The organism is Pseudoclavibacter sp. CFCC 11306, assembly GCF_008831235.1.
Taxonomy (GTDB): domain Bacteria; phylum Actinomycetota; class Actinomycetes; order Actinomycetales; family Microbacteriaceae; genus Pseudoclavibacter_A.
This window is the reverse complement of the sequence record NZ_WBKF01000001.1, coordinates 1,045,119-1,060,398: the sequence shown is the minus strand read 5'-3', so window position 1 is coordinate 1,060,398 and position 15,280 is coordinate 1,045,119. Positions and strand designations below refer to the sequence as shown.

The 15,280-nt window shown below is 60.7% G+C and carries 11 protein-coding genes; all 11 read left to right on the top strand.

What is annotated here, in order from left to right:
* The first annotated feature begins 21 nt into the window (after positions 1-21).
* The 11 genes from F8O09_RS04590 (at position 22) to F8O09_RS04545 (ending at position 15,280) form a co-directional block, all read left to right on the top strand.
* Positions 22-1,275 (top strand): type II secretion system F family protein, encoded by a 1,254-nt coding sequence (locus F8O09_RS04590; RefSeq protein WP_158054091.1) that lies wholly within the window; start codon positions 22-24, stop codon positions 1,273-1,275.
* A gap of 230 nt (positions 1,276-1,505) precedes the next feature.
* Positions 1,506-1,928, top strand: a complete 423-nt coding sequence (locus tag F8O09_RS10610) for a prepilin-type N-terminal cleavage/methylation domain-containing protein (protein WP_158054090.1) — start codon at positions 1,506-1,508, stop codon at positions 1,926-1,928.
* Positions 1,929-2,156: 228 nt separating this feature from the next.
* Positions 2,157-2,738, top strand: coding sequence for a hypothetical protein (locus tag F8O09_RS04580; protein ID WP_158054089.1), 582 nt, complete (start codon positions 2,157-2,159; stop codon positions 2,736-2,738).
* Positions 2,735-3,571: a prepilin-type N-terminal cleavage/methylation domain-containing protein gene (locus tag F8O09_RS04575; RefSeq protein WP_225732874.1), complete on the top strand. Its 837-nt coding sequence runs from the start codon at positions 2,735-2,737 to the stop codon at positions 3,569-3,571. The genes F8O09_RS04580 and F8O09_RS04575 overlap by 4 nt, the downstream gene beginning before the upstream one ends.
* Before the next feature lie 95 nt (positions 3,572-3,666).
* On the top strand, positions 3,667-5,940 hold the full coding sequence (locus F8O09_RS04570; RefSeq protein WP_158054087.1) for a hypothetical protein: 2,274 nt from the start codon (positions 3,667-3,669) through the stop codon (positions 5,938-5,940).
* Entirely contained in the window at positions 5,937-6,794 is an 858-nt protein-coding gene (locus tag F8O09_RS04565; protein ID WP_192497559.1) for a prepilin peptidase, read from the top strand. The genes F8O09_RS04570 and F8O09_RS04565 overlap by 4 nt, the downstream gene beginning before the upstream one ends.
* Before the next feature lie 13 nt (positions 6,795-6,807).
* Complete coding sequence (gene pilM, locus F8O09_RS04560; RefSeq protein ID WP_158054085.1) at positions 6,808-7,899, top strand: type IV pilus assembly protein PilM; 1,092 nt, start codon at positions 6,808-6,810, stop codon at positions 7,897-7,899.
* 2 nt (positions 7,900-7,901) lie between these two features.
* Complete coding sequence (locus F8O09_RS04555) at positions 7,902-8,657, top strand: hypothetical protein (protein ID WP_158054084.1); 756 nt, start codon at positions 7,902-7,904, stop codon at positions 8,655-8,657.
* Positions 8,654-9,340: a type 4a pilus biogenesis protein PilO gene (gene pilO / locus F8O09_RS04550; protein WP_158054083.1), complete on the top strand. Its 687-nt coding sequence runs from the start codon at positions 8,654-8,656 to the stop codon at positions 9,338-9,340. The genes F8O09_RS04555 and pilO overlap by 4 nt, the downstream gene beginning before the upstream one ends.
* Before the next feature lie 394 nt (positions 9,341-9,734).
* Positions 9,735-13,640 carry a hypothetical protein gene (locus F8O09_RS10400; protein WP_192497558.1) on the top strand — a complete coding sequence of 1,302 codons (3,906 nt, stop codon included), beginning with the start codon at positions 9,735-9,737 and terminating at the stop codon, positions 13,638-13,640.
* 89 nt (positions 13,641-13,729) lie between these two features.
* Positions 13,730-15,280: a SpaH/EbpB family LPXTG-anchored major pilin gene (locus F8O09_RS04545; protein WP_192497557.1), complete on the top strand. Its 1,551-nt coding sequence runs from the start codon at positions 13,730-13,732 to the stop codon at positions 15,278-15,280.

Genomic DNA, 15,280 nt, shown 5'->3' with positions numbered 1-15,280 from the left:
GAGCAGGAAGACGGACCGCACATGGCAGACAGAACCCGCGTGACAGATGAGTCCACCTACCGGTACAAAGGAATCGACCATAAGACCGGAAAGCATGTGGGCGGGCGCATCTCTGCGGCGAATGAGCGCTCGGCGGCGCGCAAGATCGAATCGCTCGGCACCGTGCCGACCCAGATCGACGAGGTCAGCGCCGAGGGGCTGAACCGCGAGCTTCGCATTCCTGGCCTCGAGAGGCATCCCAATCTCGGCCAGCTGGCGATCTTCGCGCGGCAGATGGCCACCCTTGTCGGTGCAGGCCTGCCACTGGTGACCGCGCTCAGCGCGACGCGGCAGCAGATCGACAACAAGATGTTGGTCAACGCGCTGGACATTGTGCGCATGCAGGTCGAACAGGGAATGGGGCTCTCATATGCGCTTGAGCAGCAGAGCGAGGTGTTCCCGCCGCTGTTCGTGAGCCTGGTGCGCGCCGGCGAGGTCTCGGGTTCGCTCGACGTAGCGCTCAACGGCATCGCCGACACCTACGAACGTGAGGTGAAGCTGCGAGACGACATCAAGGGCGCATCGACGTACCCAGTCATCGTGCTCGTCATCGCGTTTCTGGCCGTGATCGGCATCACGTGGTTCATCGTGCCGATCTTTCAGCAGATGTTCTCGGCGCTGGGCGGCGAGCTGCCGCTGCCGACGCGCATGCTCGTCGCGATGAGCAAAGTGATGCCCTGGCTGGGGCCGGTGCTGATCATCGGGGTTTTCGTCGTCGTCGTCGCCTATCGTCTGAACCGGTCGAAACGAGGTCTTCGGAAGGTGGTTGACCCCTTCGTGCTGAGTATCCCGGTGGTCGGCAAGCTGGTGAACAAAGTGGCGGTCGGGCGCTTCGTGCGCAACCTGTCGCTGCTCTCTGGTGCTGGCGTGCCCTTGACCCAAGCACTCGACACGGTGGGGCATACCGCTGGCAACGTCGTGATCGAGGATGCCGTGGTTCGGGTGTGTGCTGCGGTGCGCGACGGAGAGTCGCTGTCGTCGGCAATGGGGCGAGAGAAAGTGTTTCCGAGTACTGCGGTGCAGATGGTCGCTGCTGGTGAGACTTCTGGCGATCTGGACAATATGCTCGGACGGGTCGCCGGTTACTACGATCAAGAGGTCAAGTCGGCGACGGAGCGACTGACGCAGGCCATGGAGCCGCTGCTGATCGTGGTCATGGGGGTCGTCATCGGCGGCATGATCATCGCGCTGTATCTGCCCATGTTCCAGATCAATTCGCTGATCGGCAACAGCTGAGACTTGACAGAAGGCCGGCCATGTGTACTGATTTTGCTTGGTGTGGTCTGTCCACGTTGCAGGCCTTTGAATGACAGGTCTGCGTCTTCCAGTACGCCACCTGTGAGGTTAGGCAAGACTCATGGTCATTCGGGAGATATACGACTATTGTTGGAGATGTACAGCAAGGTGCTGTATGGACGTCGCGAGAGTTTCGCAGCGTCTGACTCATAACGAATCAAGGGGATTCTATGAAGACGATTTCCACTGCGCTGCAGACCCGTGCCAAGGCTCTGCGCAACCGCGACGAGAACGAGAAGGGCTTCACCCTGGTGGAGCTGCTCGTGGTCGTGGCAATTCTGGCCATTCTGGCCGCGGTGGCGATTCCGCTGTACATGAACTCGCAGGACGACGCACGTAACGCCTCGGCCAAGACTGCACTTTCGAGTGTCGTTTCCCAGGCCGCTGCCGATGGAGCCACCAGCGGGGCAGGTCTGACTCTGGACGGCCTGAAGAAGGCTGCAAACGAGCAGGGATACACCGACCCGACAGGTCAGCCCAACTCAACGTCAGACATTCAGGTCACCGTGACGACCGACGGTGCAACGGCCAAGCACAAGAACGGCTCGAAGACGTATAAGACCGACCTGAAGGGTGCGATCACAGAAGAATAGTCGTGGCAGATTGTTCTCGACGGGAGCCTCATCTCGGCGCTGACCAACGTGTCTGAGCGGCCCCATCCAAAGCGGCAGGGCAGGCATTTGCAGCCCTGCCGCTTTCAGTCTCGAACGGCTTGAAACAACACCCACCCATTGAGAGGCAATATGCGGCTTCGTTGCACGCGTCGCAAACGCGTTCGGTGCTGCGAACGTGGTGAGACTTTCGTCGAAGCGATCGTCAGCATGTCGATTCTCGCGCTCATCATGAGCGTCTCGGCTCCGGCCTTCGTCGCCACGCAGAAGCTCAATCGGCAGAATCAGGCTTCGGCCACCACACTTTCTTACGCCGAGAAGTACATTGACGAGTTTCGTGGTGTGCTCGCCAGCAAATCAGCAGACGGCCAGCTTCCGCTCTGCAGCGATGTGATCTCATCGTTCGAGGTCATTCAGAAGAATGGTTCCGAGAACGACTGGTGGGGAATCCCCACTCAGTCTGCAGCCGGTAGTCTCGAGATCTATCGAACCATCTCGAATCAAGATCACGATCAGAGCAACGACGATGCCGTACCCAACTGGTTCCAGGTGCGCTTCGACCAGCAGACCCAGTCTTTTGACTCAGCTGATGCGTTCCCGATGACCGCGGACGAAGCACGTGTCGGCACATTGAACGAGCTGACGAAGATGGTCTGCACTCCAGACGACGAATCAAAGCTGTCAGGGATGCTGAGCTTTCGGGTGACAGCGAAGAGCAACGTGAACTCTGAAGACGGTCGATACGGTGCGACCACGGTGCTCAACACACTTGGGGCGGTGAGATACAAGTGATTCGTGCCTCACGCCTCGGCCCTTTGCGCCGCCGTCGTCTGCGTTGCAGTGCGCTTCGTACAGAAGACGGCTTCACCTTGGTCGAACTGCTCATTGCCGGTGCAATCAGCGCTGTGGTCGTCGCGCTCGTCGCGGCGCTCTGGATCACGACCGCGGTCATGCAGCGCAACACGACCTCGATCTCGCTGCGCGCTCAGCAGATCGATGCGTTCAACTCGCAGTTCAGATCGACGCTGGCGAACGGCGTCTATGCCGGGCTGGCGGTCTCGAACGACACCACAGAAATCGATGGGGCAGAAGTGCCTCAGGTACAGGGCATCTCAGCCATGAGCGAAGCCACCGCTGCGGGCGGGAACGCCTCCGCTTCGAGCACGACAACGTGCACGGCGTGGGTCTGGTGGGCTGGCGCCAGCGGCACAGACTCGAAGCCGGGTATTTTCGTGCGCACGTGGCAATGGGGATCAGGCACACCGGTGACGCTGCCCGATGCTGCGAACGGTCCCGACAGCGATTGGACCCGTGTGGTCACCGGTGTGCAGCCACTCGGCACAGCGGCGGCTGGCGGTGCGCTCAGCCCCGGAAGAGTCTTTGCCAGGCAACCAGCCGACTCATCGAACCCAGAGCAGGTCACTTCGCTGACCGCCGACTTCACCGCTGGCGAGCTTACCCAGAAGGATTTCTCCACAGCACCAAATGATGCCCTGCGAGTGACGACCACTGCGCTATTGGGAACTGCCTATCAGCCGGACCTTGCACAGCTGCTTCCGGCATCAGTCGTCGACGGAGTACAGGGGCAGACGACGTCTTGCTTTGTCGGAGGAAGATACTCATGATGAAGCGAAACACTCTGCGTATCCGGCCCCTAGAACGGTATAAGACGCGGCGACATGTGGGTGACTCTGAACGCGGCGCGAGCCTCGTGACGGTCATGGCATTCATGTTTGTGCTCGCGCTCGCGACAGCGACGATGACCACTGCGTCGTTGAGCGCGCAGCGCTCATCGGTCACCGCTCTCGGTGCCGCGCAGGCGCGTGCGAACGCCAACAGCGGCATCGAGGCCGCCGCCGTCTATTTCTCAGACCACCCTGAACTTCTCGATGCGTCGAAGCTGCCGACCCATCTTGACCAGAGCATCGCCAGTGCAGGTGACGCCGTCTACTTCGACCTCTCAGACTTCTCACTTCAGAACGGTTCGCCCAGCACCCTGACCGTGACCTCGACGGGGTACGCAGACGATTCGCTGTCGAGTGCGACCGCGGCCAGAGTGCAGGCGACTTTCTCAATCACCTCAGGAACCAAGCCGACACCGGCGACGACCGGTGGCAGCGCCGTGCTCGCTTCGTCGGGCGGTGCCCTCGCTGTGCCCAACGTCAACGCAGCAGTCGGCAGCTACAACAGCATCACCTGCGATGGACAAGACAGGGTGCAGGGATACCTCACGCCCCAGAACGTGACATTGCTGAATGGCTGTGCCTCGTTAGGCGCTGTCACCGCTGGCGGCCTTGTCTATATCGATCGAAATTCCAGTTCGGGCGAGGTGCACGGTGATATCTCGGCAGGCAGCTACGTCTCGCTGCTCAACTCCCCGAAAGTCGATGGGAAGGTGACAGCGGGCGGGCGGATTCGCTTTGACAACAACAGGGGTGACGGCTTCGTGCACGGATCTCTGTCGTCGAAGCTCTACATCGACCTGGTGAACTCTGCGGTTGTCGACGGCAACGTCACCGCCGGGGCCTATGTCACTGTCGACAACAACCGCGGCAGCGGGTATATCGCCGGAGACATCAATGCCGGCACTGCCGTTGCGCTGACCAACGCTGCTGTGGTTCGCGGATCGATCGTCGCCGGCGACTGGATCAACGCCGATCGAGGCACCATCAGAGGGCCAATCGCCTCTGGGAGTTCTGTCACGATGACCAACGGCGTCGCAGTCATCGGGGACGGTGCCCAGAGCGATATCTCAGCCGTGACATCCGTCACCTTCTCAGGGCAGACGAACGGGAGCATCCGCAGCGGCGCGGCGACCATCATCGGCGCTACCGGAGGCGGAACAGTCGTCAGAGGAGACATCATCGCCGGTGGAGCCTTCACGGGGCGCAACTCGGCGCAGGTGAACGGGGCGGTGAGCACGCGCGGCACCGCATGGGCAGATGGCGGAGTCTATGGGGGCGTCTCTGCGCTGGGCGATGTAACAGGCTACAACGGGGTGACTGTCAACGGAGACCTTCACACTGATGGCACCATGTACCTTGACCGCGGGCGAGTCAACGGCAGCGTCTTTGCCAACAGCGTCTCGTGTCCCAACGGAACGACCATCACCGGTGACCTGTATGTCAGGAATGCGACGCCGACCGGCTCGAACGCCTGCACCGTACAGGGCAAGGTGCACGTGGTGGCGTCGCTTCCAGCGAACCCTGCAGCTGACATTCCCCCGGTCAATCCGGTCGCTGCTCCGACACCCGCAGCCCCCGCAGAGCCTGCCGTGGTGACAAATGCAGATGTCGACCAAGCCTTTCCGATGACGTCGATTCGTTCAACGGCTGATGCGCTCGAGATATGGAAGCAGAACGGCTACACCGTTCGCACGATGAACAAGTCGCAGCTGCAGAGCATGCTGAAGAACGGAACGCCCGCTGAGAAGACTCTGGTGATCTACCGGCCAGACCCCTGGTATGACAACACCCCGGATCTGCCCAGTTGGGACAACACAAAGAACACCGTGACATTGAACAACGATCTGGCGATCATGAGCGACACGGGAATGGCGCTGACGTACAACTGGACGTTTACCAGCGCCGATCCGAAGAATCCGTTCAACCTGTATCTCATCGTGCCAGAAGACGCGACCCAGACGAATGGGGCACGAGACGTGGCAACCGGTGCCCTTCTGGCCCCGCCAGGCAATAATGCCCAGCCGATCTCGCTCAATGGCAACACCGTCGACGGAGTGCACCTGTTTCTCTACACTCACGGAACGCTCCAGTGGGATAATCGAAAGGCGACGTCCGGCGGGGTGCAGGTCGGCCAGTGGGCTCCAGGGCAGACGAACAACCACGCGGCGGTGACCATCGTTCCCGACATGCCCGCACCATGGCTCGAGTCCCAGCCAGGCCATGGCGGCAACAGCGAAGACAATGGCAGCGGGAACCAGACTCTCAGCCCCGAGATCGTGCCCGTGCCCATCTCGAGGAGGACTCTGTGACCACAATCCTCACCATCCTCATCGCCATTCTGGGCCTGCTCATCGGGTCGTTTCTCAACGTCGTCATCTACCGACTGCCCAAGCACGAGTCGCTGAGCACGCCGCCGAGCCACTGCACGAGCTGCAGGCGACAGCTCGCCTGGTACGAGAACATCCCGCTGCTCAGCTGGCTGGTGCTGCGCGGCCGCTGCCGCACCTGTGGGTCGCGCATCTCCCCGCGTTACCCGGTGATCGAACTGCTGACCGGTCTTCTCTTTCTGGCCACCGCGCTGCGGTTCGCTCCTGACCTGGTCGGCGCGCCGACGCCGGCAGATGCTGTGGCACGAGGCAGCATCCTCATCGCAGCGCTCTGGTTCGTCGCCGCCAGCATCGCACTAGCCATGATCGATCTCGACACGCAGACGCTGCCGAATCGCATCATCTACCCGAGTGCCACCGTCATCGCAGCGCTCTACCTGATCGCCATGGCGAGCGGCATGATCGGCGTGACTTCGGCCGGTGCCGGCAGCGCATGGAACGGCGCCCTCACTGCGCTGCTCGGCGCGCTGATCCTCGGCGTGCTCTATCTGATCATTGCGTTCGTCTCACCACGCGGCATGGGCATGGGCGACGTGAAGTACGCAGTACTGATCGGCCTCACACTTGGATGGCACGGTTGGTCGTACATTATTTTGGGTGTGCTGCTGCCATTTCTGATCGGCGGCATCGTCGCCGCGATCCTGCTCGTCACCGGACGTGTGCGGCGCAAGACGGGCATTCCGTTCGGGCCCTCGATGGCGCTCGGCGGCGTCGCGGCTTTGGAATGGGGCGGCACGCTGATGAGTGCATACCTTTCGCTGTGGGGGCTGGCATGAGACAAGGGGCTCGATGAGCAAGAACTTTATCGGCATCGACGTCGGGCACACCGCTCTGCGCGGTGCTCAGATGCGGCGCTCCGGCAGTTCGCTGACGGTGGTGAAATACCACGAGGTGTCTCTGCCCCACGGTGTCATCGTCAACGGAGCCGTCGCCGACCCCAAACAGCTCACGGCTGCACTCGAAGACCTCTTCGACGAGGGCGGCTTCACCACGCGTAACGTGCACATCGCGGTCGGCAACCGCCGCGTCTACGTGCGCGAGCACAGCATCCCCCGTGTGCCGCTGCCTGAGATCAAGGCGAGTCTGCGTTATCAGGTCGACGATGCGCTGCCCATCGATGTGAATGAAGCGGTGCTCGATTTCTTTCCGACCCGGCTGACCATCGACAATGGAGCACCGATGTACACCGGACTGCTCGTCGCGACGGAGGCCGCCCCGCTCGAGGCACTGGCAGACGCGCTGACGGCTGCGCGTCTGCGTCTGGTCGGCGTCGATCTGACGACCTTTGCGCTGATGCGTGCGCTGCATGATCAGCTGCATCCGATGGATGCCTCTGGTGCGTTCGGCACTGATGGCGACGCTGGCGGCGTGGGCGCGGCATCCGCTCGGCCCACGCTGATCATCGATTTCGGCGCCGACACCACGCAGATCGTCGCGATCGACGGTGAGTTGCCGGCATTCGTGCGAATCATTCCGGCAGGCGGGCACAGCATCACGCAGGCAGTGGCAGCTGTGCACAACATCGATCTTGCCGAGGCCGAAGAGCTGAAAATGTCGACGGGGTATCTCGGCGGCGAGGCCAGAACCGACGAAGAACAGGCCATCACGACGGCGACAGACCGGGTGATCGACAGCATCGAAGACACAGTGGCCTACTTTCGCAACACCGATCGGCTGCATGACATCGGACAGGTGATCGTCACCGGAGGAGGCAGTCAGCTCGTCGGTCTGCGCACCGCGCTCACCGGCAGACTGGGGCTGCCGCTGGCAGAGGCTCAGCCGCTCAGCGGCGTACTGGTGGCCAATGACGATCTGCGCCACGAGATCGACGAGCATCTTGCGACGGCGGCTGCCGCACTGGGACTGGCAGAGGAGCGTTGACGATGGCACGCAAGACACAGCCCTCTCGTGGGCCGCAGCTGTTCGGCGCAGCTCGGGTCAATCTGCTGCCGCCCGGTCAGGTGCACCGACTCGACGTGCGTTCGGCACGGCGACTGATTGCAATCCTAGGAACCAGCTTCGTGCTCGCGAACGGGGTGCTGATCGCCTACGGTGCAGCATCGCAGTCGCTGGTGAACAGGCAGCTCGACTCTGCCCAGCAACAGACTCAGCAGCTGCAGGCCGAGCTGGCCAAGAACTCTGAGGCGATCAACTTAGGCAACGACATCGTGCAGCTGCAGAATGACCGCATGGCCGTCACTGCTCGTGAAGCCGACCTGCACCAGCTGCTCGCCGATGTCAGCAGCTCGACTCCGGAGAACATGCGCATCACGAAGTTCGATCTGCAGTCTGTGGGCGCTGGGGCTGGCAGCGGCAGCAGTGCCGGCAGCAGCTCGAGCGCCGAGAAGCCCTCTGCAGCGAACATCGGATCGATCAGCATCACCGCGAACAGCTCGGACCTGCCCAACATCAGTCAATGGATCGACAACGTGCGCAAGGTGCACGGGGTGGCAGGAATCACCGCGCAGTCAGTCAGGAATCTTGAGGATGCCGCAGACGGCTCGAGCGCATCGTCTGACGAGACAGGGTTTCAGTCGAACCTGACCATCGTGCTGAGTACTGATGTCTTCACACATCGGTTCGCCCAGGCCACAGCAGATGCCGGTGCCGGCTCACAGACGAACGGGGTTCAGCAATGACCGATCAGCGCAGCATGCTGCAGTCGCCCAAGACGATTCGTCTGCTGACCATCGTGACCTTGGTGGCTCTGCAGGTGATCGTGCTCGTCTTCGTGATCGTGCCGCTCTTTCAGAACGGCTACCGCATCGACGCTCAAGTGACGCAAGAGAACACCCAGCAGACGATCTATCAGTCGCAGATCGCTCAAGCCAAGCAACAGGCGGGGCAGATCAGCTCGTTGCGCGATCAGTTCGCCGATCTGCAGCGCAGCATTCCTGCAACCACTGACCAAGATGGCTTTCTGCGCTCGGTGAACGATATCGTGGCTCAGAACGGCGTGCAGCTGACCGGCATCACGTGGAAGGATCCGATCTCATACGCAGAGTTTCTGAAGATCGTGCAAGACTACCCAATCTCTGCCCAGCCACCGGCCGTCGACCAGCAGCAGGCAGTCGACCGCACACAGCAGGCGCTCGACGCGACGGCGAGCGACGACAGGCTGCAGGCCGTGCCTGTCTCGATCACGGTGCGGGGGTCGAGCTACGACTATGCACCTGGATTCGTGCAGGCGGCACAGGGCACTGATCGCATCTTCTGGGTCAACGCGGTGTCAGCGCAAGAGATAAAGAGCGGAAGCGGCGACAATGCGACCGTCAGCTATCAGACGGTGCTGAGCGGCTACACCTTCATTCGACCTGTCTGACGTATAGCGCCATCGGCGCTGTCGCCTTCGCCCCTTGCTTTGGGGGGTGTATTCGGGGGTGAACTTGGTTGAGAAATGTTCGCAGGCCTCGCTTCAGGCCCTGCTCAGAGCCTCACTATATGAGGCTTGCAGCAGGAATTTCCCGTGCTGCGAGGGCAATATTACTAGGGTGGGGAACAGCGTCGTATGATGTGGAATTCGTATAGAATGCAAGTTGGCCATAGTGCGTGGTATTTGAACAGTGAGGCTGTTGCAGAACCCGACTCTGCGTGTGGCTTGGGGAGATTTTTGACTACAACACACCTCTTCGTGACCCCTGTTGGCCCCGAAGACGTGTATGGAGGGTTTTGTGACTAGAGTTCGAGCAAGACGTGTCTGTCGTGCTGTCGCGGTGATGGCAACTGCGCTGAGCGTGCTCGCGGGTACGGGGCTGTCATCGTCTTCAGCGCCGGCCTCGGCTGCGGCAACGATGCCAGCAGCCGAAGTCGCCAATGCGCAGACTACGGGCATCAGCTCTCAGCCAGCGGCGGGCGCGACGGCCGCAGATGCAGTATCAGCCACGACGAATGGCTGCTCGTATGCGAATGCGGGCACGAGCACAGCCGAGTACCAGAACACGTTGTGCTGGCTCGACCTTTCGGGAGTGACGACGGCGTATCAGCAAGCGAGTACAAGCACCGTGCGCAACGGTACCTCCACACGGCCATACTCCTACACGACGACCCTGGTGTATGAGAGTGTTCTGGGCAGCAGCTACGGTTCTGTCACATCGACCGGTACGTCGACGAACAACAATCAAACGACAGCGCAGCAGAATAGTGTCACGGTGGCTCAAAATAACCTTGTGACAGCCCAGGGCTTGTACTCAAACGGAAGTACCTATTTCGGTAATCTGACGAACTACCCGATCAACATAGGCTTGGCGAATGGGCTGACGCTCAAAGCTGATCTTGACATCACCGCAGCAGCGCAGAACTCGGGACACAACGTTTCAGCGAACATTTTTCCCACCTGGGATCAAGGTTCGGTCGGAGGTTCGTTTCTCGGTCGCAACGGCTATTATGAGTTCCCGTCTGATATCAAGAACACGGTGAAACCGGCGCTGTATCAGCAAAGCCAAAGCGGACAGACTGTCGTCAACCTGAAGAACATTCGGCTGCTTCAGGGAACCACTGCGGTGAGTGGCTATTCAATTGTTGCAGCTGACGCCGAATCGACAGATAACGGTGAGTGGATCGAATGGACCACCGATGGCGGATCGAACTTTAAGTGGCTGCCTACAAACCCCTCGGCCTTCGCAACCGCCACAACGAATCCCGCCCGCAAGACTGCTGCAGTTGGTGACGCCTGCCAAGCATCGAGTACATCGTTCTGGCCCGCTCTTGACAGTGGGACAAAGACGATAACCTGTTCAGCCACCAGTAACCAAGGGTCACCAAAAACAGGTACACCTATGCTGCAGGTATCTCCTGTCAGTGCTCAGAAGACCTTCAACGTTCAGCAGACCATGAAGGGCAATGGGCGCCAGGCTGTTGCGTTTGGTCTGCTGATGGCAAAGACGAGTATCACCACCAACGTCAAAGATCGAATTGTCGGTACAGACGGGAGCCCTACCGGCGGTGACTTCTCAGCAAACCTGACGTCACCCATCACCGTCATTTCGAACACTGGCTCTACTGCTACGTCTGCGACAACAGGTGACCAGCAGTTCCCGGTCGACGCAAACGGTACGCAGCTTGCCTTTTCGTCTGTTGCCAGCGGTGCGAATGCCTTTTCCTACTCTGCGGCGTGGGTCTGTACCAAGACGCCAGCCGGTGCGGGTGAAAACGGCACTTGGACCGGCACGAGTGCGCCGCAGACCGGCAACGGTCAAGTGGATCAGACGTGGTTCACCCTGAAGCCCGGGCAGTTCATTGGGTGCACGGTGACCTACACACCCCCCTACGTCACTTTGGCGAAGAAGGCCTTTGCCCCAGACGGCAAGACTGCCGCCGTCGACGCCCCATCTGCGTGGAACTTGAGTCTCAGCAACCAGACTCCGGGAGCAGCGTCCGCCAAGACCGTCAGCGGAAGTGTCGACGGCGTGAAGATTCCCGTTGCGACGGGCACGTATAGCCTCACCGAGGCTCCTGCCGGAACGTTGTCGTGGGCCTATGGCTACGACTGGACTGATTTGGTCTGCAAACCGACCGGGGCGACGGCAACGACTGTCTCCTCACCAAATCTCAAGGTAGATTTGGGCTCCGCGATCACCTGCACGTTCACCAACGTGGCAAGACAGCCACAGCTGGTGGTCAGTAAGACTGCAGACCCCGCGACCGGAACGACTGTTGACGCGAGCACGGATGCCGATGAAGAGAAATCGGTGGTCAAGTACAAGCTCACCTTCGACAACAGAGATGGCACCTATGACGCGGCCATCGATCATGTCGACCACCTGCGTGACGTCCTGGACGATGCGGAGTTCAACGCGGAGAGCATCAAAGTATGTGATGACCTGAACGCGACATATGACAACTGTGCAAACATGACGAGTTCGGGTGTGACGGTCACTGACAAGTCTGCCGACTCAACCCCGACCCTTGCCATCACGGGTACGGTGCTCCGTGGGCAGTCCCGTGTTGTCTGGTTCACGGTGAACGTCAAGAAGAACAGTGACGGCGCCTCGGATCGACAGGCTGAGTCGGCTCCGCTGCAAGGGTACGATCTGCGTAACTATGTCACGCCGCGTCTTGATGCCAGCGGCAACACAGTGACCCCTCCAACGACGTGTATGCAGCCGACAGACTCGACAACCCCCTCGACGTGCACTGAGCATCCGATTAAGGCTTGGTCGGTATCCAAGACGTCCCTGCCCGTCGATGGAGCGCGACTGCACAAGGGTGGCAACGTGCACTACCGGCTGGCGGCTACGAAACTCAGCTCAGGCACAGCCATCGATGACCTGCAGTTCACTGATGACCTGACGCAGGTCTTCAAGACCGCCGGGTGGGCGCCCAACGCCGCTGTGCCGGGTGGTGCGCGCAGCCGAGGCATTTACTTCTTCGACGCTGCGGGCAACTCACTGGACTCCTCGGGCACGGTGAACGGAACGTCGACGTCGCCCGTGGCTGCCTATGCCGGGGATGCCGGTGTGCCGGCGCCGTCTCAAGACGCCTCAAGTGGCCGCTGGCTTCTGCAGACGACCAAGGTGAAGGTGCCGGCAGGCGCGGTGTCTGCAGAGGCATGGTTCGCGGTTCAGCTCGCGGAGTCGCCTGTAGGCATCCCCACAGCATGGGGTTCAACGCCGCAATCAGGATCGAAGTTCGTCAACTACGCAACCGCGGAGTCGTCGACACTCGCTCCCACTATCTGTGGCACTGATGAGACGGCGCAGCCGGATGTCTCAATTAACCCAACCGCAGACGATCCAGCAGATGAGAACTTCCCTGCTCAGTGCCGAGTCACGCACGAGCTCCGCGACAACTTCTTTACTATCCGTAAAGATGCTTCTGGTGTGGGAGAAGACCTTGAGCGCGGCGGGGCGTGGGGCACAGACACAACCGGTCTCTGGAACATGGTGGGACATGAGTTCGAGGTCCAAGACGATGACAACGGGAAGCCCTCCGGGAAGCCGAGCCTGAAGCTGTGCCGGACTGACTACAACCCCGGCACAGGGTGGGACGGCACATTTACCGGTTCCGGCGATGCTGACTGGGGGCAGAACTCTGCGACCCTGCAAGCCATCAAAGACTGGAATAACAGTCACGACTCTCAACTACCGCTCTGCGCCCTTCTCTATGCCCAACCTGATGGAAGCGGTGGCCAGACTGGGCGCTGGCGTTCGGAGAACCTCAGCGAAGGTGACTATTGGCTGATCGAGACCAAAGCGCCGACGGAACAGATCAGTCTGGACGGGTCTCAGAGACGAGCCATCAACGGCGTGCAACTGCTGAGTGAGCCGATAGCCTTTACAATCTGGCCGGATGCCGATGGCGAGGCGATCCCTGTGCCTGACAACGAAGGTCAGGCTCAGAAGGGGCGTGGACAACTTGACATCAAGAACGCCGATGACGGCTTGGTCGGACGCTGCCTTCCAGGGGCCGATGTTGGCGAACGCCCAGTGGCATGCGTCAATCCCACCGGCTATCTGATGATTGTCAAAGACTCTGTGCCGGCTCAGCTGCCATTGACCGGCGGCCAATGGCTCTATGCCACACTCATCGCCGGTGGCATCGTGCTCGGTGGAAGTTTCGGCGGGGCCCTCTGGTGGCGCCGCCGTCAGAGCCAGACTGTGAAGCCCCACGGGAAGCATGCATGACTCGTCCATCAAGATGCCACTCGGCGCTCAAGAACGAATTCCTCATTAGACCGCAGAAACACCTCATCATCAAGAAAAGGGAGAACACCATGATTCACCGCAAACGCCGCAGGGGCTTCGTTGCCTCTGCCGTCGCTTTGCTGTCGGCGGCAGCCTTGTCGCTCGGCGGTGCGCTCGGCGCGCAGGCTGACACAACGGCTGCGCAGCCTGTGCCCGACAAGGGCACAGTGCACATCACGAAACTGGAGCAGCCCGACACAATCGGAGATCCAGCAACCGGCCTGGCACAGAACATCAGTGGCAAGACCATCAACGGTGTGACCTTCGAGGCCTACTTGGTGCCAGGCGTCGACTTGGGCACGAATGCTGGCCAGCAGACTGCCAGCACGCTGGATGCTGCCGCAGCGGCCTCCAAGCTCGCCACGGATGCCAAACCTGCTCAGTCTCAGAAGACTGCAGGCGCAGGTAACGCGACGTTCACTGATCTGCCGCGCGGACTGTATCTGTTCAAAGAGGTTCAGACTGCTGATACCCCGATGGGCGTTACCCCAGCAAACGACTTCTTGGTCGCAGTGCCGTTGACAAATCCGGAGACCAAGAGCGGCTGGCTCACAGACATCTACGTCTACCCCAAGAACTCGAAGGTCAGTGTCTCAAAGACCGTCAAAGACGATACTGCCCACGCGGCTGCCAGCGGTAGCGACAGCGACAATGTCACGTGGACGGTGAAGGGCGACATCCCGAAGAACACCGCAGATCTGCAGACGAAATACGTGCTGACCGATACCTTGGACGCACGTCTGACCTACGTCGCGAGCAGCGCAAAGGTGACGCTGTCGAGCACCATGACTGTGGATCCGAAGCCCGCGCTGCCCGATCTCACTCTCGGCATCGACTACACCATGGCCGAGCCAACTGCTGCTGAGATCGCGAATGGTGGCGGCAGCGTCACGGTGACGTTCACGACCACTGGCCTCGCCAAGCTGGTGGCAGCCTGGCAGGCTGACCCCAAAGCTCAGGTGCAGCTGACCCTCGACACCTCGGTCAACAAGTCGGCGCTCAACGCGGCGAGCACGACGGCAGCTGAGATCCCGAACAACGTGAGCCTCGTCGTGAACGATGCCAAGCCTGTGACGGCAACAGCCTCTGTGAAGGTTGGCGACATCAAAATCGAGAAGGTGAGTTCAGCAAACGATGCGACGAAGCTTGGAGGAGCGACCTTCCAGGTGTTCGCTTCGAGCGACGATGCGAGTAAGCAGCAGAATGCTTTGTCGATTGATGGGAAGAATGAATGGACGACGGCAGAGGGCACAGGCCAGGTGGTCATCTCTGGCCTGTTCTTCAGTGACTTCGTCAACGGTGAGACTGCTGTGAATAACCCTCGCCAGTACTGGTTGGTCGAGACGAAGGCGCCCAAGGACTACCAACTCATTGCGCAGCCGATCGTTGTGAATGTGACCGCCGCTGGCACCGATGTCGAGACCACTGTGGTCAAGAACGCGCCCAACAACGGCGGCTTCGTGCTGCCGCTGACTGGCGGCACCGGCACGCTGCTGCTCACGGTGTTCGGCATCGCGATTCTCGCTGCCGTGCTCATCGTGGCACGTCGCCGCCGCGCCCACGAGGATGCAGCCAAGTAA